General features: G+C 44.3%; 28 protein-coding genes. All 28 read left to right on the top strand.

Translation table 11 applies throughout. From position 1 onward, the window contains the following. Window positions 1–185: 185 nt before the first annotated feature. Complete coding sequence (sucC, locus tag BW944_RS02105; RefSeq protein ID WP_076556683.1) at window positions 186–1,346, top strand: ADP-forming succinate--CoA ligase subunit beta; 1,161 nt, start codon at window positions 186–188, stop codon at window positions 1,344–1,346. A gap of 15 nt (window positions 1,347–1,361) precedes the next feature. Beyond that, window positions 1,362–2,264 carry a succinate--CoA ligase subunit alpha gene (gene sucD, locus BW944_RS02100; protein ID WP_076556682.1) on the top strand — a complete coding sequence of 301 codons (903 nt, stop codon included), beginning with the start codon at window positions 1,362–1,364 and terminating at the stop codon, window positions 2,262–2,264. 78 nt (window positions 2,265–2,342) lie between these two features. Beyond that, entirely contained in the window at window positions 2,343–3,212 is an 870-nt protein-coding gene (dprA, locus tag BW944_RS02095) for a DNA-processing protein DprA (RefSeq protein WP_076556681.1), read from the top strand. 90 nt (window positions 3,213–3,302) lie between these two features. Then, complete coding sequence (gene topA / locus BW944_RS02090) at window positions 3,303–5,387, top strand: type I DNA topoisomerase (protein ID WP_076556680.1); 2,085 nt, start codon at window positions 3,303–3,305, stop codon at window positions 5,385–5,387. A gap of 191 nt (window positions 5,388–5,578) precedes the next feature. After that, complete coding sequence (gene xerC / locus BW944_RS02085; RefSeq protein ID WP_076556679.1) at window positions 5,579–6,487, top strand: tyrosine recombinase XerC; 909 nt, start codon at window positions 5,579–5,581, stop codon at window positions 6,485–6,487. Between the two features lie 10 nt (window positions 6,488–6,497). After that, a complete protein-coding gene (gene hslV / locus BW944_RS02080) occupies window positions 6,498–7,043 on the top strand; it encodes an ATP-dependent protease subunit HslV (RefSeq protein ID WP_076556678.1) in 546 nt (181 codons plus the stop codon). A gap of 14 nt (window positions 7,044–7,057) precedes the next feature. Then, window positions 7,058–8,455 (top strand): ATP-dependent protease ATPase subunit HslU, encoded by a 1,398-nt coding sequence (gene hslU / locus BW944_RS02075; RefSeq protein WP_076556677.1) that lies wholly within the window; start codon window positions 7,058–7,060, stop codon window positions 8,453–8,455. Window positions 8,456–8,473: 18 nt separating this feature from the next. Beyond that, window positions 8,474–9,253, top strand: coding sequence for a GTP-sensing pleiotropic transcriptional regulator CodY (gene codY / locus BW944_RS02070; protein WP_076556676.1), 780 nt, complete (start codon window positions 8,474–8,476; stop codon window positions 9,251–9,253). A gap of 430 nt (window positions 9,254–9,683) precedes the next feature. Next, entirely contained in the window at window positions 9,684–10,070 is a 387-nt protein-coding gene (gene flgB / locus BW944_RS02065; RefSeq protein WP_076556675.1) for a flagellar basal body rod protein FlgB, read from the top strand. After that, on the top strand, window positions 10,070–10,525 hold the full coding sequence (gene flgC, locus BW944_RS02060; protein WP_076556674.1) for a flagellar basal body rod protein FlgC: 456 nt from the start codon (window positions 10,070–10,072) through the stop codon (window positions 10,523–10,525). Before flgB ends, flgC begins: the two co-directional genes overlap by 1 nt. Before the next feature lie 16 nt (window positions 10,526–10,541). Beyond that, window positions 10,542–10,835 (top strand): flagellar hook-basal body complex protein FliE, encoded by a 294-nt coding sequence (gene fliE, locus BW944_RS02055; RefSeq protein ID WP_076556673.1) that lies wholly within the window; start codon window positions 10,542–10,544, stop codon window positions 10,833–10,835. A gap of 48 nt (window positions 10,836–10,883) precedes the next feature. Then, on the top strand, window positions 10,884–12,476 hold the full coding sequence (fliF, locus tag BW944_RS02050) for a flagellar basal-body MS-ring/collar protein FliF (RefSeq protein WP_076556672.1): 1,593 nt from the start codon (window positions 10,884–10,886) through the stop codon (window positions 12,474–12,476). Between the two features lie 12 nt (window positions 12,477–12,488). Continuing rightward, window positions 12,489–13,496: a flagellar motor switch protein FliG gene (gene fliG, locus BW944_RS02045; protein ID WP_076556671.1), complete on the top strand. Its 1,008-nt coding sequence runs from the start codon at window positions 12,489–12,491 to the stop codon at window positions 13,494–13,496. Continuing rightward, a complete protein-coding gene (gene fliH, locus BW944_RS02040; protein WP_076556670.1) occupies window positions 13,489–14,220 on the top strand; it encodes a flagellar assembly protein FliH in 732 nt (243 codons plus the stop codon). The genes fliG and fliH overlap by 8 nt, the downstream gene beginning before the upstream one ends. A 1-nt stretch (window position 14,221) precedes the next feature. Then, window positions 14,222–15,538, top strand: coding sequence for a flagellar protein export ATPase FliI (gene fliI / locus BW944_RS02035; protein ID WP_076556669.1), 1,317 nt, complete (start codon window positions 14,222–14,224; stop codon window positions 15,536–15,538). Between the two features lie 78 nt (window positions 15,539–15,616). Continuing rightward, the gene (fliJ, locus tag BW944_RS02030; protein WP_076556668.1) at window positions 15,617–16,063 is read left to right on the top strand and encodes a flagellar export protein FliJ; all 447 of its coding nucleotides are present in this window, start codon (window positions 15,617–15,619) and stop codon (window positions 16,061–16,063) included. 4 nt (window positions 16,064–16,067) lie between these two features. Then, window positions 16,068–16,655 (top strand): MotE family protein, encoded by a 588-nt coding sequence (locus tag BW944_RS02025; protein WP_076556667.1) that lies wholly within the window; start codon window positions 16,068–16,070, stop codon window positions 16,653–16,655. A gap of 12 nt (window positions 16,656–16,667) precedes the next feature. After that, entirely contained in the window at window positions 16,668–18,182 is a 1,515-nt protein-coding gene (locus BW944_RS02020) for a flagellar hook-length control protein FliK (protein ID WP_143525634.1), read from the top strand. Window positions 18,183–18,192: 10 nt separating this feature from the next. Beyond that, on the top strand, window positions 18,193–18,654 hold the full coding sequence (gene flgD / locus BW944_RS02015) for a flagellar hook assembly protein FlgD (protein ID WP_076556665.1): 462 nt from the start codon (window positions 18,193–18,195) through the stop codon (window positions 18,652–18,654). Beyond that, window positions 18,644–19,003, top strand: a complete 360-nt coding sequence (locus BW944_RS02010) for a TIGR02530 family flagellar biosynthesis protein (protein ID WP_076556664.1) — start codon at window positions 18,644–18,646, stop codon at window positions 19,001–19,003. The genes flgD and BW944_RS02010 overlap by 11 nt, the downstream gene beginning before the upstream one ends. 78 nt (window positions 19,004–19,081) lie before the next feature. After that, window positions 19,082–20,017, top strand: coding sequence for a flagellar basal body rod protein FlgG (gene flgG / locus BW944_RS02005; protein WP_076556663.1), 936 nt, complete (start codon window positions 19,082–19,084; stop codon window positions 20,015–20,017). 41 nt (window positions 20,018–20,058) lie between these two features. Further along, complete coding sequence (locus BW944_RS02000; RefSeq protein WP_076556662.1) at window positions 20,059–20,277, top strand: flagellar FlbD family protein; 219 nt, start codon at window positions 20,059–20,061, stop codon at window positions 20,275–20,277. 4 nt (window positions 20,278–20,281) lie between these two features. Continuing rightward, window positions 20,282–20,686 (top strand): flagellar basal body-associated protein FliL, encoded by a 405-nt coding sequence (gene fliL / locus BW944_RS01995; protein WP_234983088.1) that lies wholly within the window; start codon window positions 20,282–20,284, stop codon window positions 20,684–20,686. A gap of 33 nt (window positions 20,687–20,719) precedes the next feature. Continuing rightward, window positions 20,720–21,721: a flagellar motor switch protein FliM gene (gene fliM, locus BW944_RS01990; RefSeq protein ID WP_076556660.1), complete on the top strand. Its 1,002-nt coding sequence runs from the start codon at window positions 20,720–20,722 to the stop codon at window positions 21,719–21,721. Beyond that, window positions 21,714–22,919, top strand: a complete 1,206-nt coding sequence (gene fliY / locus BW944_RS01985) for a flagellar motor switch phosphatase FliY (protein WP_076556659.1) — start codon at window positions 21,714–21,716, stop codon at window positions 22,917–22,919. Before fliM ends, fliY begins: the two co-directional genes overlap by 8 nt. Window positions 22,920–22,939: 20 nt before the next feature. After that, complete coding sequence (locus BW944_RS01980; protein ID WP_076556658.1) at window positions 22,940–23,302, top strand: response regulator; 363 nt, start codon at window positions 22,940–22,942, stop codon at window positions 23,300–23,302. A gap of 9 nt (window positions 23,303–23,311) precedes the next feature. Next, the gene (locus tag BW944_RS01975; RefSeq protein ID WP_076556657.1) at window positions 23,312–23,917 is read left to right on the top strand and encodes a flagellar biosynthetic protein FliO; all 606 of its coding nucleotides are present in this window, start codon (window positions 23,312–23,314) and stop codon (window positions 23,915–23,917) included. Next, window positions 23,910–24,575, top strand: coding sequence for a flagellar type III secretion system pore protein FliP (fliP, locus tag BW944_RS01970; protein ID WP_076556656.1), 666 nt, complete (start codon window positions 23,910–23,912; stop codon window positions 24,573–24,575). The genes BW944_RS01975 and fliP overlap by 8 nt, the downstream gene beginning before the upstream one ends. Window positions 24,576–24,582 lie beyond the last annotated feature (7 nt).

Below are 24,582 nucleotides of genomic sequence, written 5' to 3'. Positions count from 1 at the left end.
TAATTGTTTATGAAAGAATCATAAGGGGTAAAGCCGACTGTTGCAGACGTAGGTCTAAGTTTGCAAGGGTCACGCCATTATGCAGAAAGATGAAGAAAAACTGAAATACCTGCATAATGGTAGACAATGAAAGCGGATTTTATATACAATAAGATGTGCAGTAGAAATTGATGGGAGGATGAAACATGAACATTCATGAGTATCAGGGAAAACAGATCATGCGCGATTTCGGCGTTGCCGTACCGAATGGGCACGTTGCGTACTCTGCCGATGAGGCTGTTGAAGCAGCGAAAAAACTCGGCACAGACGTAACTGTCGTCAAAGCGCAAATTCACGCTGGCGGACGTGGTAATGCCGGTGGTGTAAAAATCGCCAAAAGTCTTGATGACGTTCGTACATATGCGGAAGAATTGCTTGGAAAAACGCTGGTCACTCATCAGACAGGCTCTGAAGGAAAAGAAGTAAAGCGCTTACTGATTGAAGAAGGCTGTGACATTCAGAATGAATATTACGTAGGGCTCGTCCTCGACCGTAATACCAGCCGTATCACGATGATGGCGTCGGAAGAAGGCGGTACTGAAATCGAACAGGTAGCGGAAGAGAATCCGGAGAAGATCTTCAAAGAGGTTATCGATCCGGTTGTAGGTCTAGCACCTTTCCAGGCTCGTCGTCTTGCTTTCAATATAAACATTCCGAAAGAATCTCTTTCCAAAGCGGTCAAATTCATGATGGGACTGTACGATGTCTTTGTGAAGAAAGATTGTTCCATCGCTGAAATCAATCCACTTGTCACCACTGGAGACGGAGAAGTACTTGCTCTTGACTCCAAGCTCAACTTTGACGATAACGCCCTGTTCCGTCAGAAAGACGTAGCGGATCTTAGAGACTTAGATGAGGAAGACCCGAAAGAGATAGAGGCTTCGAAATACGACCTGAGTTATATAGCTCTTGACGGAGATATCGGTTGCATGGTCAACGGTGCAGGTCTGGCGATGGCCACGATGGATACGATCAAGCACTATGGCGGCGAACCCGCGAACTTCCTTGACGTAGGCGGTGGTGCCACTACTGAAAAAGTGACGGGTGCATTCAAACTGATTTTGTCTGATGAAAATGTCAACGGTATTTTCGTCAACATCTTCGGCGGGATCATGAAGTGTGACGTCATTGCAGAAGGAATCGTAGCTGCTACGAAAGAAGTGGGACTAACACTTCCACTTGTCGTAAGACTTGAAGGTACGAATGTCGAAGAAGGCAAAAGAATTCTTGATGAATCCGGTTTGAACATTACATCTGCAGATTCTATGGCGAACGGTGCACAAAAAATCGTAGAACTAGTGAAGTAGAAAGGCGGGAATAGGATGAGTGTATATATTGATAAAAATACAAAAGTAATCGTCCAGGGGATCACCGGGTCGACTGCATTGTTCCATGCCAAGCAAATGCTTGAGTACGGGACTCAGATCGTCGGAGGAGTGACACCTGGTAAAGGCGGTACAGATGCGGAAGGTGTACCTGTTTTCAATACAGTGGAAGAAGCTGTGAAGGCAACAGGAGCGAACGCTTCCGTCATTTACGTACCTGCTCCATTCGCTGCTGATGCGATTATGGAAGCGACGGATGCCGAGATGGATATAGCTATTTGTATCACGGAACATATCCCTGTACAGGATATGATTAAAGTGAAGCGTTACATGGAAGGCAAAAAGACACGCCTTGTAGGACCGAACTGCCCGGGTGTCATCACGCCGGATGAATGCAAAATCGGTATTATGCCGGGATATATCCATAAGAAAGGCCATGTGGGTGTCGTTTCCCGTTCAGGTACATTGACGTATGAAGCAGTACATCAGCTTTCTGAGGCAGGCCTGGGTCAATCGACAGCTGTAGGTATCGGAGGAGATCCGGTAAATGGTACCGACTTCATCGATGTGCTGAAGGCGTTCCAGGAAGATGATGATACAGAAGCGGTCATTATGATCGGGGAAATCGGTGGTACTGCGGAAGAAGAGGCTGCTGAATGGGTGAAAGCCAACATGGATAAACCCGTTGTAGGCTTCATCGGAGGACGTACAGCCCCTCCAGGAAAACGTATGGGCCACGCAGGTGCTATCATTTCCGGCGGAAAAGGAACAGCAGACGAAAAAATCCGTGTAATGAATGAATGCGGAATTGAAGTTGCTGAAACACCGTCCGTCATGGGAGAAACACTTATCAATGTATTGAAATCGAACGATATTTATGACAAGTGTAAAACACATTAAGTTTAAATAAAGAAGGGGTTCCGCCCCTTCTTTCTATTTATATGTAATTAAACAGAATAAGAGTGAATGAGGTGGAGAATGGAAGAAAAAAGAAATCTTTTACTATTGCAAAGTTCCCCCCATGTGACCAGAAATCTTCTGAAGAAAATGATCAGACAGGACCCTTCTCTGGCCACTTATAATCAAATTCCCCCTGAGCGCTGGTATGACCAGCTGAATATCCCTCTTGAACGTGCACAAAAAATAAGGAATCATGTAGCGCTCTACTCTGTGCAGAAGTCACTGGATGAAGCTCTGGAACGATTTCATGCCATTATTTTTTCGGATGACTCCTACCCCGAAACACTGAAAATGATTCCTGACCCGCCCCTTGCCTTCTACGCATCAGGGGATTTGTCATTGCTCGGGCACAAAAAACTCATTAGTGTCATTGGTACGCGCAACCCCTCTTCCTACGCCTTACCTGCAATGAAAAAGATTTTCCTCCCCCTGGTGAAACAAGACTATTGTTTCGTTAGCGGGATGGCGATGGGGGTAGATCAGTTCGCTCATAAACTTGCCGTGCACAATAATGGAAGGACGATAGCAGTTCTTGGGTCAGGGTTCGAACACGTATACCCGAAGAACGACCTTTCCCTGTACAGTAAGATGGCCTCGGAGCACCTCGTAATATCGGAACATGCTCCCCATGTCGTGCCTCGAAAATTTCATTTTCCTGAAAGGAATCGGCTTATTTCCGGCCTGAGTGAAGCGACGATAGTAGTAGAAGCCCGAATGAAAAGCGGCACGATGATAACGGTGGATCAAGCTTTGGAACAGGGGAAAGAGGTATACGCATTTCCTGGTCCCGTTGGCAGTGAGACGAGTGAAGGTTGTCACGCAATCATTGACCAAGGAGCAAAAATCGTGCATACTCATCATGATATCCAAATAGGGGATAAAAGGTAAAAATTAATGGAAGCCGTTTGACAAAAGGTTTCTACCTATTTAATAATAAGGAAGATTTACTTTACCAAAACCTCTATGGGAGGCTCGTACATGGCAGATTATCTAGTAATCGTGGAATCACCTGCTAAAGCAAAAACGATTGAACGATATTTAGGAAAAAAATACAAAGTGAAAGCATCCCTCGGACACGTCCGTGATTTACCTAAAAGTCAAATGGGTGTAGATGTCGAAGAAGAAGACTTTAACCCGAAATATATTACCATCCGCGGAAAAGGTCCCGTGCTGAAAGAATTGAAAACTGCAGCAAAAAAGGCGAAAAAAGTTTATCTCGCTGCCGACCCTGACCGCGAAGGGGAAGCCATTGCCTGGCATTTGGCCCATAGTCTCAATATAGACGAAGACAGTGAGTGCCGTGTAGTGTTCAATGAAATTACAAAAGACGCAGTGAAAGATTCTTTCAAAAATCCAAGAACTATCAATAATGATCTTGTAAGAGCTCAACAGGCCAGAAGGATACTCGATCGTCTCGTCGGTTACAACATCAGCCCTATTCTGTGGAAGAAAGTTAAAAAAGGTCTCAGTGCTGGAAGGGTCCAATCTGTTGCCGTCAAATTGATCATTGACCGGGAAAATGAAATCAATAATTTCACTCCTGAAGAATACTGGTCGATAGAAGCAGAATTCATGAAGAATCAAGAAATGTTCGAAGGTTCTTTCTATGGGATAGATGGCAAAAAGCAAAAGCTCAGCACGAAAGAGGATGTGGATGCGGTCACCGAACGTATGAAAGGGAAATCCTTCGAAATTCAAAAAGTGAATAAGAGAGAAAGGAAGAGGAATCCGGCTTCTCCGTTTACGACTTCTTCTTTGCAACAGGAAGCAGCCAGAAAGCTGAATTTCCGGGCAAAGAAAACGATGATGCTCGCCCAGCAGCTGTATGAAGGGGTGGACCTGGGTGGAAAACAGGGTACTGCAGGTCTGATCACGTATATGCGTACTGATTCTACCCGTATATCGGACACAGCAAAAACCGAAGCCCTGAATTATATCGTTGAAGAATTCGGTGAGGAATACAGTGCCGGAAAGAAAGCCGATGAAAAGAAGAAGGAGGGGGCGCAGGATGCACACGAAGCCATCCGTCCTACTTCTACATTGAGGGAACCAAGCTCTTTGAAAAAGATTCTATCAAGGGACCAGCACAGACTTTATAAATTGATCTGGGAACGTTTTGTAGCCAGTCAAATGTCAGCTGCTATCATGGATACGATGACAGTGCATCTTTATAACGAAGGTGTGGAGTTCCGTGCGACAGGATCTGAAGTGAAGTTCAAAGGGTTCATGAAAGTCTACGTAGAGAGCAAAGATGACAATAAGGATGATAAAAACAAACAACTTCCCCGTTTGGAAGAAGGGATGGAAGTGGAAGCGAAATCGATCGAGCCGAACCAGCACTTCACTCAGCCGCCTCCGAGATACACGGAAGCGAGATTGGTCAGAACTCTTGAAGAACTTGGAATCGGCCGTCCTTCCACTTTCGCTCCGACGCTGGATACTATCCAGCGAAGAGGATATGTTTCTCTGGATAATAAACGATTCATTCCTACAGAGCTCGGAGAGATTGTCCTCGAGCAATTGCTGACATACTTCCCTGAAATTCTGGATGTTGAATTCACCAGAAAAATGGAAGATGATTTAGATCATATCGAAGATGGCGAGCAGGACTGGATCCAAGTGTTAAGAGAATTCTATGACGGATTTGAACCGAGGCTCAAAAAAGCTGAGAAAGAAATGGAAGAAATCGAAATCAAAGACGAACCTGCAGGGATCACTTGTGAAAAGTGCGGGCACGAAATGGTGTACAAAATGGGAAGATATGGTCAATTTCTTGCCTGTTCCAATTTTCCGGAATGCAGAAATACAAAACCGATCCTTAAGAAAATCGATGTTACTTGTCCGAAATGTCAGCAGGGAGAAATCGTCGAGAGAAAGAGTAAGAAAAACAGAAAGTTCTTCGGTTGTGAACGATACCCTGACTGTGATTTCATTTCTTGGGACAAACCGATAAGCAGACCATGTCCTAAATGTGAATCATTGCTCGTCGAAAAACGATTGAAAAAAGGCAATCAGATACAGTGTACAGGATGCGATTACAAAGAAGAGCTTCAAGAGAAATAAAACCCGGCGATGCCGGGTTTTTTATATGAACGCTTTCCGTTGACAGGTATAGAACGCTTCTATATAATAAGCGCTTGTGGTAAAATGTATATAGCCGGCGACAATTCAGAATTTTGTTACAATTTTGCGAAAACCGTTGTGTTTCTTTACTGCTAATGATATTATTTAATCGTTTTGTGAGGTGAGATGATATGACCGGTTACAAAGAGTGGCTGCGTCAGTATAAAGAATACTTACAAATTGAAAAGAACGCTTCTCCTCACACTGTACATATGTATATAAGAGACTTGGAGGAATTTCAAGAGTTCCTTCTTAAAGAAGTCGTTTCTACTATCGATGATATAGATATGGGAGTCGTTCGCTTATATTTGTCGCAATTATACGACAATGGATTATCGAGGAGAACGGTGTCGAGGAAACTATCTTCCCTGAGGGGTTTTTTCCGATTCATTGAAAGGGAAGAAGGAATAGAGAAGAGCCCTATGATGGATGTGCGGCTTCCGAAGGAGAACCACTACATCCCTCAGTTTTTCTATGAAGAAGAAATGGAAGAACTGTTCAAATCCGCAGATACGTCTACGCCCCTCGGTCAAAGAAACCTAGCTATTTTAGAGCTCCTTTATGGTACAGGTATACGTGTCAGCGAATGTGCAAACCTGGAGTTGGAACGTATAGATTTTTCTTTATCAACGATCTTGGTGACAGGGAAAGGGCGGAAAGAACGATACATCCCATTCGGTGAGTTTGCAAAGAGCGCCTTAGAGAATTATATAGAGAACGGTCGGAAAGAACTGTCAGCTAAAAGTGGAAGTGCTTCTTCTAAGGTTTTTCTTAATAACAGAGGTAATTCTATCACCCCGAGAGGGATTCGGGTGGTACTTGATAAACTCGTGACTAATGCATCTATGACGGTGGACATACACCCTCACAAGATGAGACATTCCTTTGCTACCCATCTTTTGAACGAAGGAGCGGATCTTCGTTCGGTGCAGGAATTGTTGGGTCATGAACATTTATCCAGCACTCAAATATATACCCATGTTTCAAAAGACAGGCTCAAGGATGTTTACGAAAACAGTCATCCAAGAGCCAGGAAATGAGGTGAGAAAAATGGAAGAAACATTCCATTCGACGACGATTTTCGCAGTACAGCATAATGGAAGAAGTGCTATGTGCGGGGATGGTCAGGTCACACTGGGGAACCAGGTGGTCATGAAACATAAAGCTACGAAAGTACGTAAGTTATACGGTGGGAAGGTTCTTGCCGGATTTGCAGGGTCTGTAGCGGATGCATTCACATTATTCGAAAAATTCGAAGCTAAACTGGAATCTTTTGATGGGAATCTCGCTCGAGCAGCTGTAGAGCTGGCCAAAGAATGGCGTGGCGATCGAATGTTACGAAAACTTGAAGCCATGCTCATCGTTATGGATAAAGATAATATGTTTCTTTTGTCAGGTACAGGAGAAGTGATCGAACCGGATGACGCTATCCTGGCTATCGGTTCCGGAGGGAATTTCGCATTGAGCGCGGGCCGGGCTCTTAAGCGATATGCGCCTGAGAAGGAAGCTGATGAGATTGCAGAAGCTGCTTTGGAAATAGCGGGTGAAGTGTGCGTATTCACGAATGATCAATTAACACTTGAAGTGCTTGAATAAAGGAGGGACAGCATATGTCTGTCAATTTAACACCACAAAGTATCGTCCATAAACTTGATCAATATATCATCGGGCAAAAAGAAGCCAAGAAGTCAGTGGCGGTCGCTCTCCGAAACAGATACCGAAGAATGCAGCTGGATGAAGAGATGAGAGATGAGATCGTACCTAAGAATATCCTTATGATCGGTCCTACCGGCGTAGGGAAAACGGAAGTGGCCAGACGATTAGCTAAATTGACGAACGCACCCTTTATTAAGGTGGAAGCCACGAAGTTCACGGAAGTCGGTTATGTAGGTAGAGATGTAGAGTCGATGGTACGTGACCTGGTAGAAGCCTCTATCAGAATCGTCAAAGAAGAAAAGATGGAAGGCGTGCAGGAAAAAGCCCGGGAAGAGGCGAACAAGCGGCTCGTTAAATTGCTCGTCCCCTCTGCTAAGCAAAAAACCGGTTCTGCGATGAAAAATCCGTTTGAGATGCTGTTTAACCAGGAAGAAGATGATGAAGAAGAACAAGAAGGAAACGAAGAGCAGGAAACGGTGACTAAACGCTCTGCCATTGAACGTCAACTGAAAAACGGGGAACTTGAAGATGAGATGGTGACTATTGAAGTCGAGGAGTCCCAGGCAGGAATGTTTGATATGTTCCAGGGCTCGGGAATGGACCAGATGGGTATGAACATGCAAGATGCTTTCAGTCAGTTTATGCCGAATAAGAAAAAAAACCGGAAGTTAGCTGTAAAAGATGCCAGAAAAATTCTTACACAAGAAGAGGCCCAAAAACTGATTGATACGGACGAAGTTAGTCAGGAAGCTGTGGAGCGAGTGGAATCTTCAGGCATGATCTTTATAGACGAAATAGATAAAGTAGCCGCAACAGGCGATTCTCAGGCGAATGTTTCCAGAGAAGGCGTGCAGCGGGACATTCTTCCCATAGTAGAAGGCTCGACAATTATGACGAAACATGGTTCCGTATCTACAAACCACATCCTGTTTATTGCAGCAGGAGCTTTTCATATGTCTAAACCTTCTGATCTGATTCCTGAACTACAGGGAAGATTTCCGATCCGTGTGGAGCTTGAAAAACTGGGGGCGGAAGACTTCGAAAGGATTCTGAAGGAACCGCAAAATGCTTTGTTGAAACAATATACAGCATTGCTCGAGACAGAAGGAATAAAAGTCACTTTCACTGACGATGCAGTCACAAGACTTGCTGAAATTGCTGCCACCGTAAATAGAGAAACGGATAATATAGGCGCCCGCAGACTCCATACGATCATGGAGAAACTGCTGGAAGACCTTTCCTTTGAAGCACCAGAGGTGACGATGGAAGAGATCGAGATAACTCCACAATACGTGGATAGTAAATTGTCTGCGATTGTAGACGACAAAGATTTAAGCAGATTCATACTTTAATGCAGGGAGGAATACGAAATGAATTTATTAGAACGTACAAGAAAGATTAACGCAATGCTCCAGACCACTACAGGAAAATCGGTGGATTTCAACGACATGTCCGCTACTTTGAGAGATGTGATCGGTGCAAACATATTTGTTGTCAGCCGCAGAGGTAAGCTGCTCGGGTTCTCCATTAAACAGGAAATGGAAAACGAACGAATGAAATCGATGTTATCCAACCGTCAATTTCCGCAGGAATACACGGAAAGTCTGTTCAATATCCAGGAAACAACTTCGAATCTCGATATTGATAGCCAATATACAGCCTTCCCCGAAGAGAACAGGGAATTGTTTGAAGAAGGTCTAACGACAATCTGCCCGATTATCGGAGGAGGCCAGCGTCTTGGAACCCTGGTTTTAAGCAGACTGGATGGTAACTTCAATGAAGATGATCTCCTGTTGGCGGAGTACGGAGCGACAGTTGTAGGGATGGAAATCCTTCACGAGAAAGCTGAAGAAATCGAGGAAGAAGCCAGAAGTAAAGCTGTAGTGCAAATGGCAATAAGCTCCCTTTCTTATAGTGAGCTTGAGGCCATCGAGCATATTTTTGAAGAGCTTGAAGGCAATGAAGGATTACTGGTTGCCAGTAAAATCGCTGACCGGGTAGGTATCACTCGTTCTGTCATCGTAAACGCCCTTCGTAAACTGGAGAGCGCAGGTGTGATCGAATCCCGTTCTCTTGGTATGAAAGGGACGTATATCAAAGTGCTGAACGAGAATTTCCTGGTGGAATTGCAGAAACTCAGAACGAACTGATAGAAGACAGTGGGACGAAAAGTTAATCTTGATTATACAAACCCGAACAAATTTTTGTTCGGGTTTTATATGCGGTCGTGTATAAGTTTATATTGGTTTTTCCGAAAGCCCGCTGTCATGCTCGCGGCTAACTTCCATCGTAAGGATGAAAATCAAAAACAAAAGCTCACAGAGACAGATCGATAAATATCAACAATAGCCTTCCATCTAGCCTTTTTTAATATAAGCCGCGGATGCTATTACTCATAGGATTGTGAAAAAACTTACAAAAATATGTTTATTTTTATTAAGAATTGTGGGAAAATGACGATAAGAGGATTCGCTTTTAAGATGAGGTCTTAATTTTTACACGCAGAGTCAATATCAAATCAAGGAGGAATCCTGTTAGTGCAGGTTGTTTTAAAAAAGACATGACTGGGGTGATGAAAATATGAAGCTATTTAGTGATACGTTCAGTGTGCTTGAAAATTCATTGAATTATTCTACTGCTAAAAACAGAGCAATATCAAATAACATAGCTAACGTAGATACTCCTAACTACAAAGCGAAGGATGTATCATTCAGTAATGTGCTGGCCGGAGAATTACAGGCTAACCGGACTGATTCACGGCATATCCCTTTCGATGAAGACAACAGAAAAGGATATAAAACGTTCGAACGTACCGGGACTACATATAATCATAATGGCAACAATGTAGATATAGACAAGGAAATGACAGAGCTTGCCAATAACCAAATACACTATCAGGCGCTGGTGGATCGTATGAGCGGGAAGTTCCGTTCTCTTGAAAGCGTCATTAAGGGTGGGAGTGCGTAATGGAAATGTTTCGTTCGATCAATAATAGCGCAAGCGGATTGACTGCTCAACGCTTGAGAATGGATGTGGCTTCTTCGAATATCGCTAATGCTGATTCCACCCGAGCGACTATGAACGAAAATGGAGAATGGGAACCTTATCGTCGCAAGATGGTAACTTTCCAGCCTCAAGAATCCTCTTTCCGTTCATTTCTCAACCAGGCCACAGGAAAGAGTTCTAATCCCGGGCAAGGTGTGCGGGCTACTCGGATAATAGAAGATGAGGAGCCTTTTAAAAATGTGTATCAGCCGAATCATCCGGACGCAGGTGAAAACGGTTATGTACAGATGCCTAACGTCGATCCGTTGAAAGAAATGACGAACATGATGAGTGCCACTCGTTCCTATGAAGCGAACGTCACTTCTATGAATGCTTCAAAGAACATGATGATGAAAGCACTCGAAATAGGAAGATGATTAAGGAGGTATTGTTATGGTCCAATCTATAAATGGATTACCCCAGATGTCCCTGCGTGAAACCTATGATACTTCACCTAATGAGGTTCATACCAAATTTGCCGACAGTTTGAAGAATGCCATTGATGGAGTGAATAAAGCGCAGGTGGAATCGAATGAAATGACGAAAGCATTAGCCCGTGGAGAAGTGGATGACCTTCATAATGTAATGATCTCTTCACAAAAGGCCAGTGTAATGATGACTACCGCAACAGAAGTTCAGTCTAAGGTTGTTGAAGCATATAAAGAAGTTATGCGCATGCAAGTGTAAGAGTATTAGTTAAATACGAATAAACGGTTGGTTTTTTTGGGGGCTATTATGAAAGAAAAAATAAAAAACTATCAGGATAGACTGGCTACTTATTGGAAGAAAAGGTCGAAAGGGCAGAAAGGGCTGATACTGGGTTCAATTTTTGCTCTTTTGTTCATTATAGTAATAGTAAGTGTTTTTGCTTCTAAGACGAATATGGTCCCCCTCTATCAGGAGCTTTCCAGGCAGGAAGTCGGCCAGGTGAAAGCTGAACTTGATACACGAGGAGTGAATTATGAAATCACTGATGGAGGAACGACTATCCACGTTCCTGAGGGGGAGGCTGAATCTCTGTTGGTTGATTTAGCGGCAGCGGGTCTTCCTGAAAGCGGAAATATCGATTATGGCTTTTTCAGCAGTAACGTCTCCTGGGGCATGACGGATAACGAATTCGATATGATCCGTCTCGACTCCATGCAGACAGAGCTTGCCAACCTTATGGCTAGTATTGAAGGAATCAATGAAGCGAACGTGATGATTAACATGCCGGAAGAGGAAGTCTTCGTCTCTGATAATCAGCAGCCCACTTCAGCTTCCATCGTTGTAAATACAGAACCAGGATATAATCTCGAAAGTGGTCAAGTAGAAGCCCTGTACAATCTGGCTTCAAAATCCGTGCCGAATTTAACGAATGAAAATATCGCAATCATGGATCAGAATTTCCAATATTATGATCCTGAAAACACGGACTCAATGGCAGGAGCGAGTGACTACACGGAACAACAAAAAGTGAAGAAACAGATTGAGCGCGATATTCAACAGCGCGTCCAGAAAATGCTCGGTGCAATGGTGGGACCGAATAAAGCAGTTACCACAGTAACAGCTGATATCGATTTCACGAAAGAAAACCGAAGAGAAGAGCTGGTGGAGCCTGTAGACCCCGAAGAAATGGAAGGATTGCCGGTAAGTATCGAAAGAATAGAAGAAGCGTATACCGGGGGCGTTCCTGAAGGGGTAGTAGGAGCTGGGGATGAGGATATACAAAATTACCCTGCCGGTGAAGAAGGTGCCCCAGACAATTATGAAATGACTGAAGAAACGATCAATAATGAGTTCAATAGAATTTATAGGGACATCGAAGAGAGCCCCTTTAAAATCCGTGATCTGGGTATTCAGGTTGCGGTTGATACAGTCCGGGGCCAGGACGAAAATGGAGAGCTTGAGTATTTGACGGAGCAGGAACAGCAGGAAGTCTCCGATGGTATTGACGACGTACTTAATTCCATTATCAATACTTCGATCAATACCCAGTATGAAGAGAATGTTAACCCCGATGACAGCGTGTCAATAATTTTCCAGGAATTTCAGGGCACACCTGAATTTGATAACGAAACCGCAGGTCTACCGTTTTGGGTATACATAGCAGGGGGCGTGTTGCTTCTGGTCGTTATTATTCTAATATTCAATATGGTACGCCGTCGTGAGGAAGAGGAAGAAGAATACGAAGAAGTTGTTCAAACCAAGACAGTTCCAGAAGAAATACCGGATATTGAGGAACGTGATGATGAGTCAACAAGAAAGAAAAAGCAGCTGGAACGGATGGCGAATGAAAACCCTGAGGACTTTGCCAAATTACTACGTTCCTGGATATCAGAAGATTAAGGAGGTGTCCGGATGCCTCAGCGTAAATTATCAGGAAAACAAAAAGCGGCAGCTCTACTGATTTCTCTCGGACCAGACGTCGCCGCTCAGGTGTATAAACATTTGAGTGAAGAAGAGATAGAACAACTCACGTTGGAAATCTCCTCTGTTCAAAAGGTGGAAGGATCGCAAAAAGAAGAGATACTCGAGCAATTTCACCAGATAGCGATAGCGCAGGATTATATTTCCCAGGGAGGGATTTCCTACGCAAAGGAAGTACTTGAGAAAGCCGTAGGCAATGATGAAGCTTCCAATATCCTTAACAGACTTACGTCTTCCTTGCAGGTGAAACCATTTGATTTTGCAAGAAAAGCGGATCCGGGACAAATATTGAACTTTATTCAGAACGAACATCCTCAAACAATAGCGCTCGTCTTATCATATCTCGATGCTACACAAGCGGGGCAGATTTTATCTGAATTGCCTCAGGATGCTCAAGCTGATATAGCAAGAAGGATTGCTACTATGGATTCCACGTCTCCTGAAGTGATAAATCAGGTGGAACAGGTGCTCGAGAAGAAGCTATCCGCCACTGTCACGAATGATTATACGGAAACAGGCGGTATCGAAGCAGTGGTAGAAGTGTTGAATGGAGTGGATCGTAGTACGGAAAGAACAATACTGGATTCTCTGGAATCTCAGGACCCTGAACTTGCCGAAGAAATCAAGAAACGGATGTTTGTATTTGAAGATATTGTCACTCTTGATAATCGGGGGATTCAACGGATTATCAGAGAAGTCAATAATGAAGATTTGCAGCTTTCCCTCAAAGTTGCGAGTGATGAAGTCCAGGAAGTCGTTTTCAGCAATATGTCGGAACGGATGGTTGGCAATTTCAAAGACGAAATGGAATTCATGGGGCCTGTCCGACTTCGTGATGTGGAAGAAGCACAGATGAGAGTGGTCGGAACGATAAGAAGGCTGGAAGAGATCGGTGAAATCGTGATCGCCCGTGGAGGAGGGGATGATATCATTGTCTAAACGACTGATACCAATACGTCCCTTGTCTTCTAAAGGGCAAGAATACACGGGGCCTGAGAAGGATGTTCTCGAGCAGAAGAAAGAAGAAGTCCAGACTGAAAAACTGGAGGCCGAGCGTTATTTCCAGGAAACTAAACAACAGGCGGAACACTTGCTTCAGGAAACGAACGAACAGATAAACAAGGAAAAAAAAGCATGGGAAGAAGAGAAGAAGCAATTAAGGGAACAGGCGAAAAATGAAGGATACGAAGAGGGATACGCTCAAGGGCTCGAGAACGGAGAGGCTCTGTATGCTTCTAAAATCGAACAGATGAACGAGGTCATTCGTCAGGCGGATGAAGTGTATAATCAAACGATATCAGATGCTGAGAAGGATATATTAGATATCGCCATGCAGGCAGGAAAAAGTATACTTGGCCGTTCTTTGGAAGGCAACCCGGAGCAATTCCGCTTTCTTGTCGCTGAAGCTGTGAAAGAAGTGACGGAACAGTCGAAGATTTCTATTTATGTACACCAGGACTATTTTGAAGAAATCTCTTCTTATCGGGAAGAACTCAGCAAAATGCTGGACGGCCAAGCGCAAATCTATGTATATGTGAAGCAATTCGAAGATCCTGAGCAGTGCTATATAGAGTCTCCTTTTGGAAGGGTTGATGCAAGTATAGACAGTCAGCTCGCGCTGATTCGTGAAGCGATTATCGAAATGGCGAGAGAAGGTGGATGAAATGGACGTATCAGCGACACTTAAAAAAATCGAAGAGGTTCAACGGTATAAGCATTATGGACGTATCCACCGGGTGGTTGGACTTATGGTTGAGTCGAAGGGTCCTGATGCTTCTGTGGGCGATGTATGTTACATACATCCTTCCAAATCTGATAACAGAAGGATTACAGCTGAAGTAGTGGGGTTTCAGGGGGAGAACATACTTCTCATGCCTTACCAGGAACTAATGAACATTAAACCGGGAAGTCTCGTAGAAGCAACCGGGTCACCCCTCTCGATTAAAGTCGGCAAAGGCCTGGTCGGGTCTGTACTTAACGCTACTGGTGAACCGATGGATGGAGGGGACCATCCAATTGGACTCCAAAGCTTCGCGACAGAACAATCTCCTCCTAACCCGCTTTCCCGTCCCAGAATCCAAGAGCCGATTGAACTCGGAGTCCGGGCCATCGATTCTCTGTTGACTGTCGGAAAAGGGCAGAGGGTTGGGATATTTGCTGGAAGCGGGGTTGGTAAAAGTACTCTGCTCGGTATGATAGCCCGTAACAGTTCAGCGGATATCAACGTAATCGCTCTGATCGGAGAGAGAGGAAGAGAGGTCCGCGAATTCCTGGAGAATGACCTTGGTCAGGAAGGGCTGGAGCGTTCCATCGTTGTAGTAGCTACTTCCGATCAGCCGGCTCTTCTCAGACAGAAGGGGGCTTATACAGCGACTGCTATCAGCGAGTATTTCAGAGAACTTGGATACGATGTGAACTTGATGATGGATTCTGTGACAAGGGTGGCTATGGCACAACGTGAAATAGGCCTTGCGACAGGTGAGCCACCGACTACTAAAGGATATACCCCTTCAGTATTCGCTATGCTCCCTAAATTATTGGAAAGAACGGGGACGAGTGAAAGAGGGACAATCACTGCATTCTACACTGTACTCGTAGATGGAGATGACCTGAATGAACCGATTTCCGACACCGTTCGCGGAATTCTCGATGGGCACTTTGTATTAAATAGAAAAATAGCCGAGCAGGGCAGGTATCCGGCCATAGATATCCTGGGTTCTGTAAGTCGAGTGATGAATCAGATCGTATCCCGCACTCATATCGAGAAAGCGAGCCGATTACGTTCATTATTATCAACATATGAAGAGAACAAAGAATTGATTCAAATCGGTGCTTACAAAAAAGGAAGCAGTAAGAAAATCGATGAGGCCATTAAAAAGGAACCTGAACTAATCTCATTCCTCTCGCAGGATATGAATGAAAAGGCTCCGTTTGAAACGACGGTCGCAGAGCTTGAGGAATTATTTTTAGCAGACAAATAAGGGGAGAGCTTGCGGATAAGCTTCGGCTGAATACATTGCAAAGCACGTGTGAAGTTTTCTGAACAGGGGTGGTGGAAGATGAATATCGATGCTTTTCATAAAATGAGAGATTACCAGGAGAGAGAGAAAGATGAGCGCCAAAGTAAGTACCAATCAGGTGTAGAAGCGTTCGAAGCTAAAGCGACTACTCTTTATAACTTACTTAAAGAGAAAGAACAGATGGAAACGACAGTGGAAGATGAACTTTCGGGTGGAATGGTGAACTTATATGCGGTTCAGCACTATCAACAAGCGATTCAGCGAGTAGAAGAAGAAGTGAAACGGCTCCAGCCCGAAGTCCAGGACGCCCGACAACGGATGTATAAGCTGGAACAACAGCGGGACGAGGCTTATATCGAAGTGAAGAAGTACGAAAAAATAATTGATCGAAAAACACAGGAACTTTCTGAATGGATGAGATTTGAAGAAGCCAAGGATATGGATGCTATTTCCATCCAGCAATTTTCGAACAAAGTGACCAGGTGATTACATGGCAAAGAATAAAAACAAAGAAGGAAAAAGCTCGGGGAAGCTTCAGTGGTTTTTCTTCGTAATAATCGTTCCCCTCGTTTTTGCGTTAACTTTGACTATCGTAGTTTTTACGATCATGGGGAAAAATGTGTTCGATGAAGCTGCGAAAGTAGGTCAGAAAATTCCCGGGGTCTCCGAGGTAGTGACAACGGAAGAGGAGAAGGGAAACGAGCAGGAAGTCGCTCAGCTTGAGGCCACAGTTGCAGACTACGAAGCACAGATTGCAGACCTTGAAGGTACAGTCGCCTCGCGTGATGGTGAAATAGAAGAATTAGAGCAGGAGATAGCCACACTTGAAAGCAGTATCGCTGCTGAAGAAGAGGAAAACACTGAAGACCAGGAGGCGCCGGACAGCGTGGCGGAACTTGCGTCTTCCTTCGAGGAAATGGATGCTGAAAGGGCTGCAGCTATTTCAGAGAATATGGATACAGGAACTATTGTTCAGGTTCTGAGAGAAGTCGAAAGTGAAGCGAGAGGAGAAATACTTGCGGAGATGGAACCTGAAACAGGTGCCGCCATCGCCGAACTTCTGGCTTCAGAAGAATAGATTTGAAGGGGGGTGAAATTATTGCAGATGATGGGATTGTTATCGGGACAGGTGAATGGTGGTAAAACTCTTACCTCTGATAGTGGGAAAATGAGCAACAAGGATAAGGGCTTCTCTACAGTCATCAGTGAAATGATGACAGGAGGCAGTGGTGATGATGTCAAATCACTTTTGAAAGGTGAAGAAGGGCTGAATCGCCTCAATTCTACAGGTGAAAAAGAACTGGTTTCAAAGTTGAAACAGTTATTGGAAGAGATTGACGCAAACATCAAGCAAGTGTTGAAGGATGCGCTTTCTTTCAAAAATGAAATGTCTACACATGGACCCGGAAATGATATGACTGAAGATGAAGTACTCGCAAATTTATTGAATAAGGCATCGAGTGAAGAGTTGTCTGTTCTCGGGAAATTATTTTCGGATAACAATAAGGTGACTGATGCAAATGGAACCGATCATTTAGCCTCCTTATTGGATAAGTTGGAAACGATCATCAAGGAAAGTGAGAATACGGTATCCGGCGAGTGGAAGGATCTTATAAGTAAAATGAATGATTTGATAAAATCTTCAGGAGATAAGCAAGATAACTTTCTGAATCAAATTTTGACAGGGGCTTCTTTTCCGGTCGATAGTCAAAAAGCGTTTGTTTCTCCAGAAAATAGAACAGGATCAACTCAAGGTAAGCTTGAAAACCTGTTTCAGAATTTTCAACAGATCCTTCGTTCAGCCGGGGAAGGTAAGCAATTGACAAATGACCAACTTAAACAAGTCAAAGAGATACTCATGAGTTATGCTAAAACCTCCGACGGCAAAAGTACGGCGACCAGCTTAGAGAATTTCAGCGGCACAAAAGAGGAAAAGGCATTATTTCAACAGTTGATCAGTAACGTCAACAGGAAACAACAAATGCCTTCCGCCTATAATCAGCAGCAGATCTCTGTGAAAGATATTTCGAAATGGATGGCTCAGGCGACCTCGAATTTAACTTCAGAAGAGGTGAATGGTAAACAGGTCGGCAGCGAACAAAAGACTACGCTAGCTTATCAGACTCCTATGACAAGGGTGGAACAGTTAGTCATTAAAGTAGACCAGCAATCATCAACACCAGCTCAGAAACAGGTTTTCCAGCAGATGCAGGGTATGATCCAGTCGAGTCGTATGTTTACGGACAAGGCGGGTAATCAGGAAATGCAGATAAAATTGAAACCTGCTTCACTCGGAGAGATGACGATTAAATTCACTCAACTAAGTGGAGAGATGGCGGTAAAAATCATGGTGACCTCACAGGCTGCCAAGGAGATGCTAGAAGGCAATATGCAGCAGCTTCGTCATATGTTTTCTCCTCAACAGGTAGTAGTGGAGAAAACGGATCAAAGTTTATCTCAGCAATTCCTAAGTGAAGAAGAAGCGGAAACATCTGGTGAAAAGGAAGACACGTCCTCTGAACAGAACTTGGAGGAGGATGGTGAGGATGAAGAAAATGGTAGTGACACTCTTTCTTTCTCCGATATATTAAATGAGAAAGTCTAGGAGGTAAAGAATGAATAATATCGATTCGACTTATTACCTTGAAAATCACCGGAAACAGGAAAGATCGACCAGCAGTGATTCTCTCGGAAAAGATGATTTTTTGAAAATATTGATGACTCAACTCCAGAACCAAAGCCCACAGGATCCGATGAAAGATAAAGATTTCGTGGCGCAGATGGCACAGTTCACCCAACTGGAACAGATGACGAACATGAGTAATTCTTTCCAGGACTTTTTTGAAAACAGACAGAGTTCTGTAGCTGATTACAGCAACATGATAGCAAAAGAAGTGACGTATCCGGTCAAAAATGAAAATACAGGGGAAACGGAAGGAATGAATACAGGTATTGTGGATGCAGTAAGTCAGAAAGACGGAGAAATATCACTGAAGCTGGATGATGGTTCCATGGTTCCGGTCAATCTGGTTCAGGAGGTAAGTAACCCGGGAAGCGGAGATGACAATGCAACCTAAAATTCATCAGACGTATCAGCCCTTACCGCTGAATCCCAATCAGAAACCTGCTTCTGCTAATAAGAGCACTACTTCCTTCCAGGAAGTGCTGAATCAGCAGCTGACTTTGACGAAGCATGCCAAAGAAAGACTGGATGAGAGAAACATTTCTATTCCTTCGGAGCAGTGGGCGAAAATAAGCGAAAAGCTCACGGAAGCCAAGGATAAAGGAGTGAGGGATTCTCTGGTATTAACTGAAGAAGCGGCACTTATTGTCAACACAAAGAACAATACAGTAGTTACAGCTATGGATAAGAAGTCAGCAGAAAGTCGTTTATTCACTAACATCGACGGAACAATAATCATGTAATAGGGCCGGACCTGAAAAAGGAAGCCTTGCGATCGTGGACCGATAGAAGCGATCGAATCAAAGAGAGGATGAATAGTAATGCTTAGATCTATGTATGCAGGTGTATCAGGAATGAAAGGGTTTCAAACGAAACTCGACACAATCGGTAACAATATCGCGAACGTGAACACATACGGATTCAAAAAAGGGAGAACGACGTTCCAGGATATGATGAGTCAGACGATGTCGGGTGCTCAGGGTCCACTCGTGGCTCAAGGTGGAGAAGAAGGCGATCGTTCACTTGGAGGGATTAACGCCACGCAGGTAGGCCTGGGCTCTCAGGTGGGCTCTGTGGATGATCTGCACACTCAAGGGAACAGACAGACGACGAACCGTACATTGGATCTGTCGATTGCAGGAGACGGCATGTTCGCTTTATATGATAGCGAAGGTGGGACAGATCCAGGGAACGGAATCCCTGATGATGCGAATATGACCTTCTCCAGAGCAGGTAATTTCTATTTGGATAGTGACGGTGCTCTGGTGAATGGAGACGGTAAGTATGTTGTAGGCAGAACAGAGAACGATGCTGGAAATCTTGTAGCGGGCTCTATTACCATCCCAAACGAAGCCCAAAGTTTCAGTGTGCAGAGTGATGGAACCATAAACTATGTAAACGGTGAAGGTGAAACAGAAGTAGCTGGTAGAGTGATGCTGGCTAACTTCTCCAACCCGGCTGGTTTGTTGAAAGTCGGCGGAAATGAATTCCAGAATACGGATAATGCCGGCTGGACGGATGCCGGGGACCCCGCTGACCTCGCTGATGGGGAACTTGCTATAAATGGAAATCTTTTGAACACAGCCGGTCAAAACGGAACGGGTACCGTCGTGTCCGGTTCGCTTGAGATGTCCAACGTGGACCTGGCTGATGAATTCACAGAAATGATCACGGCTCAGCGTGGGTTCCAGGCCAATACGAGAATCATCACTACCTCTGATGAAATCCTGAATGAACTGATCAATCTGAAGCGTTAATGATAAAGGGGGAAGGGGGCGCATAGCCCCCTATACATACTATGGTGGAATTGACGAAATTCAACGGCGAACACTTCACTTTCAATGCTGTCTATATTGAGCAGGTACAATCCACACCTGATACTACGATCACGACTACAAGAGGGAAGACATTCGTTGTGAAGGAAGATAAAAAGGAAGTCGTTCAAAAGATCAAACGGTTCTACAGGGAGATAGGTTTATGGCAAGTAGTCAGTAAGGCAGGTGAAGAGGATGTCTAAATTAATGAAGACTATGCTGATAGTACTGATCACACTTACTATTCTAGGGGTAGCTGCAATCATTATCATACTTAATTTGAATGGATCTGAAGCAAGTGGAGAAAGAAGTATCGATGAAATAAGAGAAGCTTCTCTTGAGACGGAGGAAATGACCACGGATTTAGAGAACGGAGGGTTCGTCCGAATCAGCTTCCGGGTCGTCGCTGACAGTAAAGATGGATTGGAAGAATTGGAGAAGCGTGATTTTCAGATGAAGAATGTGATCATTAAACAATTAGCCCAAATGAATGAAGATCAGTTCAAATCCGACCTTTCGACGCTTGAAGAGACTATCAAGCTGAAGCTCAATGAATTTATGGAAGAAGGAACAATCACGGATGTATATACGATCAGTAAAGTGTTGCAGTAATGGAAAAAACGAACGCTTGGAGGAGGTGGAACATTGGCGGAAGACGTACTATCCCAAAGTGAAATAGATTCATTGCTATCGGCGATCTCAACAGGTGAAATGGACGCAGAAGAACTGAAGGCAGAAAAGGAAGAGAAAAAAGTCCGGGTCTACGACTTCAAACGTGCACTACGATTTTCCAAGGATCAAATACGTTCGTTATCACGGATCCATGAAAATTTCGCAAGACTATTGACGACGTATTTCTCTGCTCAGTTAAGAACGTATGTAAGCATCAACGTAGCTTCCGTCGATCAGCTACCATATGAAGAGTTCATCCGTTCCATTCCTTCTATGACTATATTGAATATCTTCAGTGTGCAGCCGCTGGAATCCCGCATTCTTCTCGAAGCCAACCCGAACATAGCCTACGCGATGCTGGATCGTGTTTTAGGGGGGCATGGGGAAAGTGTCAATAAGGTTGAGAACCTTACGGAGATCGAAACGACACTGATGTCGAGACTTTTTGAAAAAGCTCTGGAGAATTATCAGGAAGCATGGGGTTCTGTCGTGGAAATCGATCCTATGCTTGAAGAATTCGAAGTCAATCCGCAATTTCTTCAGATGGTCTCCCCTAATGAGACGGTGATTGTTGTCTCACTTAATACAACAATCGGAGAGACGAGCGGAATGTTGAATATATGCATTCCTCATGTCGTACTCGAACCGATTATTCCTAATCTCTCCGTACATTATTGGATGCAGCAACAACAATCGAAAGAACGGGACCCTGAAGAGTATGCAGCACTTACGAAGACTGTAGAAAAGACGAAAGTCGATGTCAGGGCGATTCTGGGCGAATCTGACATGAGTATCGAAGAGTTTCTTCACCTGGCGACCGATGACGTCATACAGTTGAATCAGTCTGCAGATGAACCTATGAAATTGAGAGTTGATAACGAAGATAAATTCTTCATCCAGCCAGGAAAAATGAAGAACAAAGTGGCTGTACAAGTTCTAGAGACGGTCCGAGGGGAGGACGAAGGAAATGAATGATGATATGTTATCACAAGATGAGATTGATGCACTATTGAATGCCAGTGATGATGACCTGGAGGACGATGATTTTCTTGAAGATGCAAACAAAGAAACGGAAGAGGGTATTTTTTCGGAGATAGAGAAGGATGCGCTGGGTGAAATAGGAAATATTTCATTCGGTAATTCAGCCACAGCCCTTTCGTCTCTTCTGAATCAGAAGGTGGAAATTACTACTCCGCAAATTTCAACAGTACTACGGAACGAACTGGAAGAAAAATTCCCCCATCCTTATGTCGCCGTCCAGGTGGCCTATACCGAAGGTCTTTCCGGAGAAAACCTGCTAGTCCTTCAGACGAAGGACGCAGCTATCATCGCTGATCTGATGCTTGGAGGGGACGGGACGTCTGCAGAGGAAGAACTGAATGAAATTCATTTGAGCGCCGTGCAGGAAGCTATGAATCAGATGATGGGTTCTGCGGCAACAAGTATGTCATCTATCTTCAATAAACGGGTGGACATCTCACCTCCAGAAATTACTATGCTGGACTTGCCGAAGGAAAAAGGAGTGGATCACCTCCCAGAGGATGACAGACTTGCTCAAATATCTTTTCGGTTAAAAGTAGGGGAACTGATTGATTCTGATATCATGCAACTTCTTCCCGTCGGTTTTTCCAAGGAGCTGGTTGACCAGCTGATGAATCCGGAAAGCCCATCAGCATATGGAGAGCAATCTGACTCCCTCACCGGTGAAAAAGAAAAAACAGAAGAACCAACTACTTCCGGCGAGCGGAAGAGGGATGAAGAACAAGAAAAGCAGAAACCTTCCGGAACGAAGTCCTCCGTTGAGACTGAAAATAAAAAGCCGCAAATGATCGGGCACGGAGCTCAAGAAGAAAGTACAGTGGAAGCAGCTGAATTTGAGAGTTTCCAGCCGGTGAATATGTCTCAGGGAGAACGGAACAATCTGGACATGCTTATGGATATTCCGTTGAACGTCACAGTTGAGCTGGGACGGACGAAGCGTACAATCAGGGATATCCTCGATCTCAGTTCCGGTTCAATCGTGGAACTGGATAAACTCGCCGGGGAGCCGGTGGATATTTACGTGAATGAAAAACTCATGGCCACAGGGGAAGTGGTCGTTATCGACGAAAATTTCGGGGTTCGGGTGACGGATATTCTTAGCCAGCAGGATCGATTGAAAAAATTAAGATAAATTGAAGGAGTGGCAATCAAATGGCAGAACGTATACTGATCGTTGATGATGCAGCATTTATGAGAATGATGGTAAAGGACATACTTACGAAAAATGGATATGAAATAGCAGGTGAAGCAGAAAACGGGCAACAGGCCGTCGATATGTATCAGGAACAGAAACCGGACCTTGTAACGCTTGACATTACGATGCCGGAAAAAGACGGGATCCAGGCTCTGAAAGAAATTAAGGGGAAAGACCCGGAAGCTAATATAATCATGTGTTCTGCTATGGGGCAACAGGCGATGGTGGTAGACGCGATACAGGCAGGGGCCAAAGATTTCATCGTAAAACCATTTCAGGCTGATCGTGTAATCGAAGCCATACAAAAAGCATTGAGTTAAGAGGTTTTTATGAAGAAGTTTGGCTCTGTAATTTTTATTGCATTATTATTCGTAGTATTCGACCCGGTGGGTGTTCATGGCAGTAGCCCCAGTGTCAGTGAATGTGCGCAGAACCCCGAGCTTGAAGGGTGTGCCCAGGAAGAGCAGCAGGAAGGTAGCGGGGGAGAAACGGTAGATACTTCCGAACCGTTGTGGTGGAGTGTCACCAAATTACTGTTCGCCCTGTTGTTTGTACTCGCACTTATATATGGAATATTGAAATTTGTTCAGAAAAAGAATAAGCTCTTCCAAAGTACGAGGCAAATGGAGAATCTCGGCGGTGTACCGCTCGGTCAGAACCGCTCTGTGCAGGCAGTGAAAATCGGAGAGAGCATATATATCCTTGGTGTAGGGGACAGTGTAGAAATGCTCACAGAAATTACGGATGAAGAGACGAAACGACAGTTGATCCGGGAAGACGATGGAAAGTCACTTCCGGCTATGTCTTTTTCCGGTTCGAAGAGCGGAGAAGGCAAATCGACCATTCAGTTTCAGCAACTGTTTGAAAAGCAGCTGTCTGAAATGAAGCGGACGCAAGAGAACAGGAAGCATAGAAAGGGTAATTCCGATGAATGAATTCGTTGATCTTTTCTCGGGTACGAGTCCTGAAGATATATCTACTTCAGTCCGTCTCTTTCTATTAGTAACGGTACTTTCAGTGGCTCCGGGCATACTGATATTGATGACCAGTTTTGCCCGGATTATCATAGTTCTGTCCTTTGTACGGACGTCTTTGGCTACTCAGCAAATGCCGCCGAACCAGGTACTGATCGGACTCGCCCTTTTTCTCACTTTCTTCATCATGGCACCGACATTCAATGAAGTTAATGAGCAGGCGCTCACACCATTATTTGAAGAAGAGATCACCCTTGATGAAGCTTATGAACAGGCAAGTATTCCGATGAAAGAGTTTATGTCTACTCATACGAGGCAAAAAGATCTGGAACTCTTCCTTAATTATTCGGGAGCTGAAACTCCTGAGACTGTCCAGGATATACCGATGACCACACTTGTACCGGCATATGCGATTAGTGAATTGAAAACGGCTTTTCAGATGGGTTTTATGATTTTTGTTCCTTTTCTAGTCATTGATATGGCTGTAGCGAGTGTTTTGATGTCCATGGGTATGATGATGCTGCCTCCGGTGATGATATCACTGCCGTTCAAAATCCTGTTATTTGTTCTGGTGGATGGCTGGTATTTAATAACCCATTCTTTACTGGAAGGCTTCTAGGAGGAAA

The organism is Salimicrobium flavidum, assembly GCF_900156645.1.
In the GTDB taxonomy this organism is placed as follows: domain Bacteria; phylum Bacillota; class Bacilli; order Bacillales; family Halobacillaceae; genus Salimicrobium; species Salimicrobium flavidum.
Note: the sequence above shows the minus strand (reverse complement) of the source record. Positions and strands in the feature narration are given on the sequence as shown.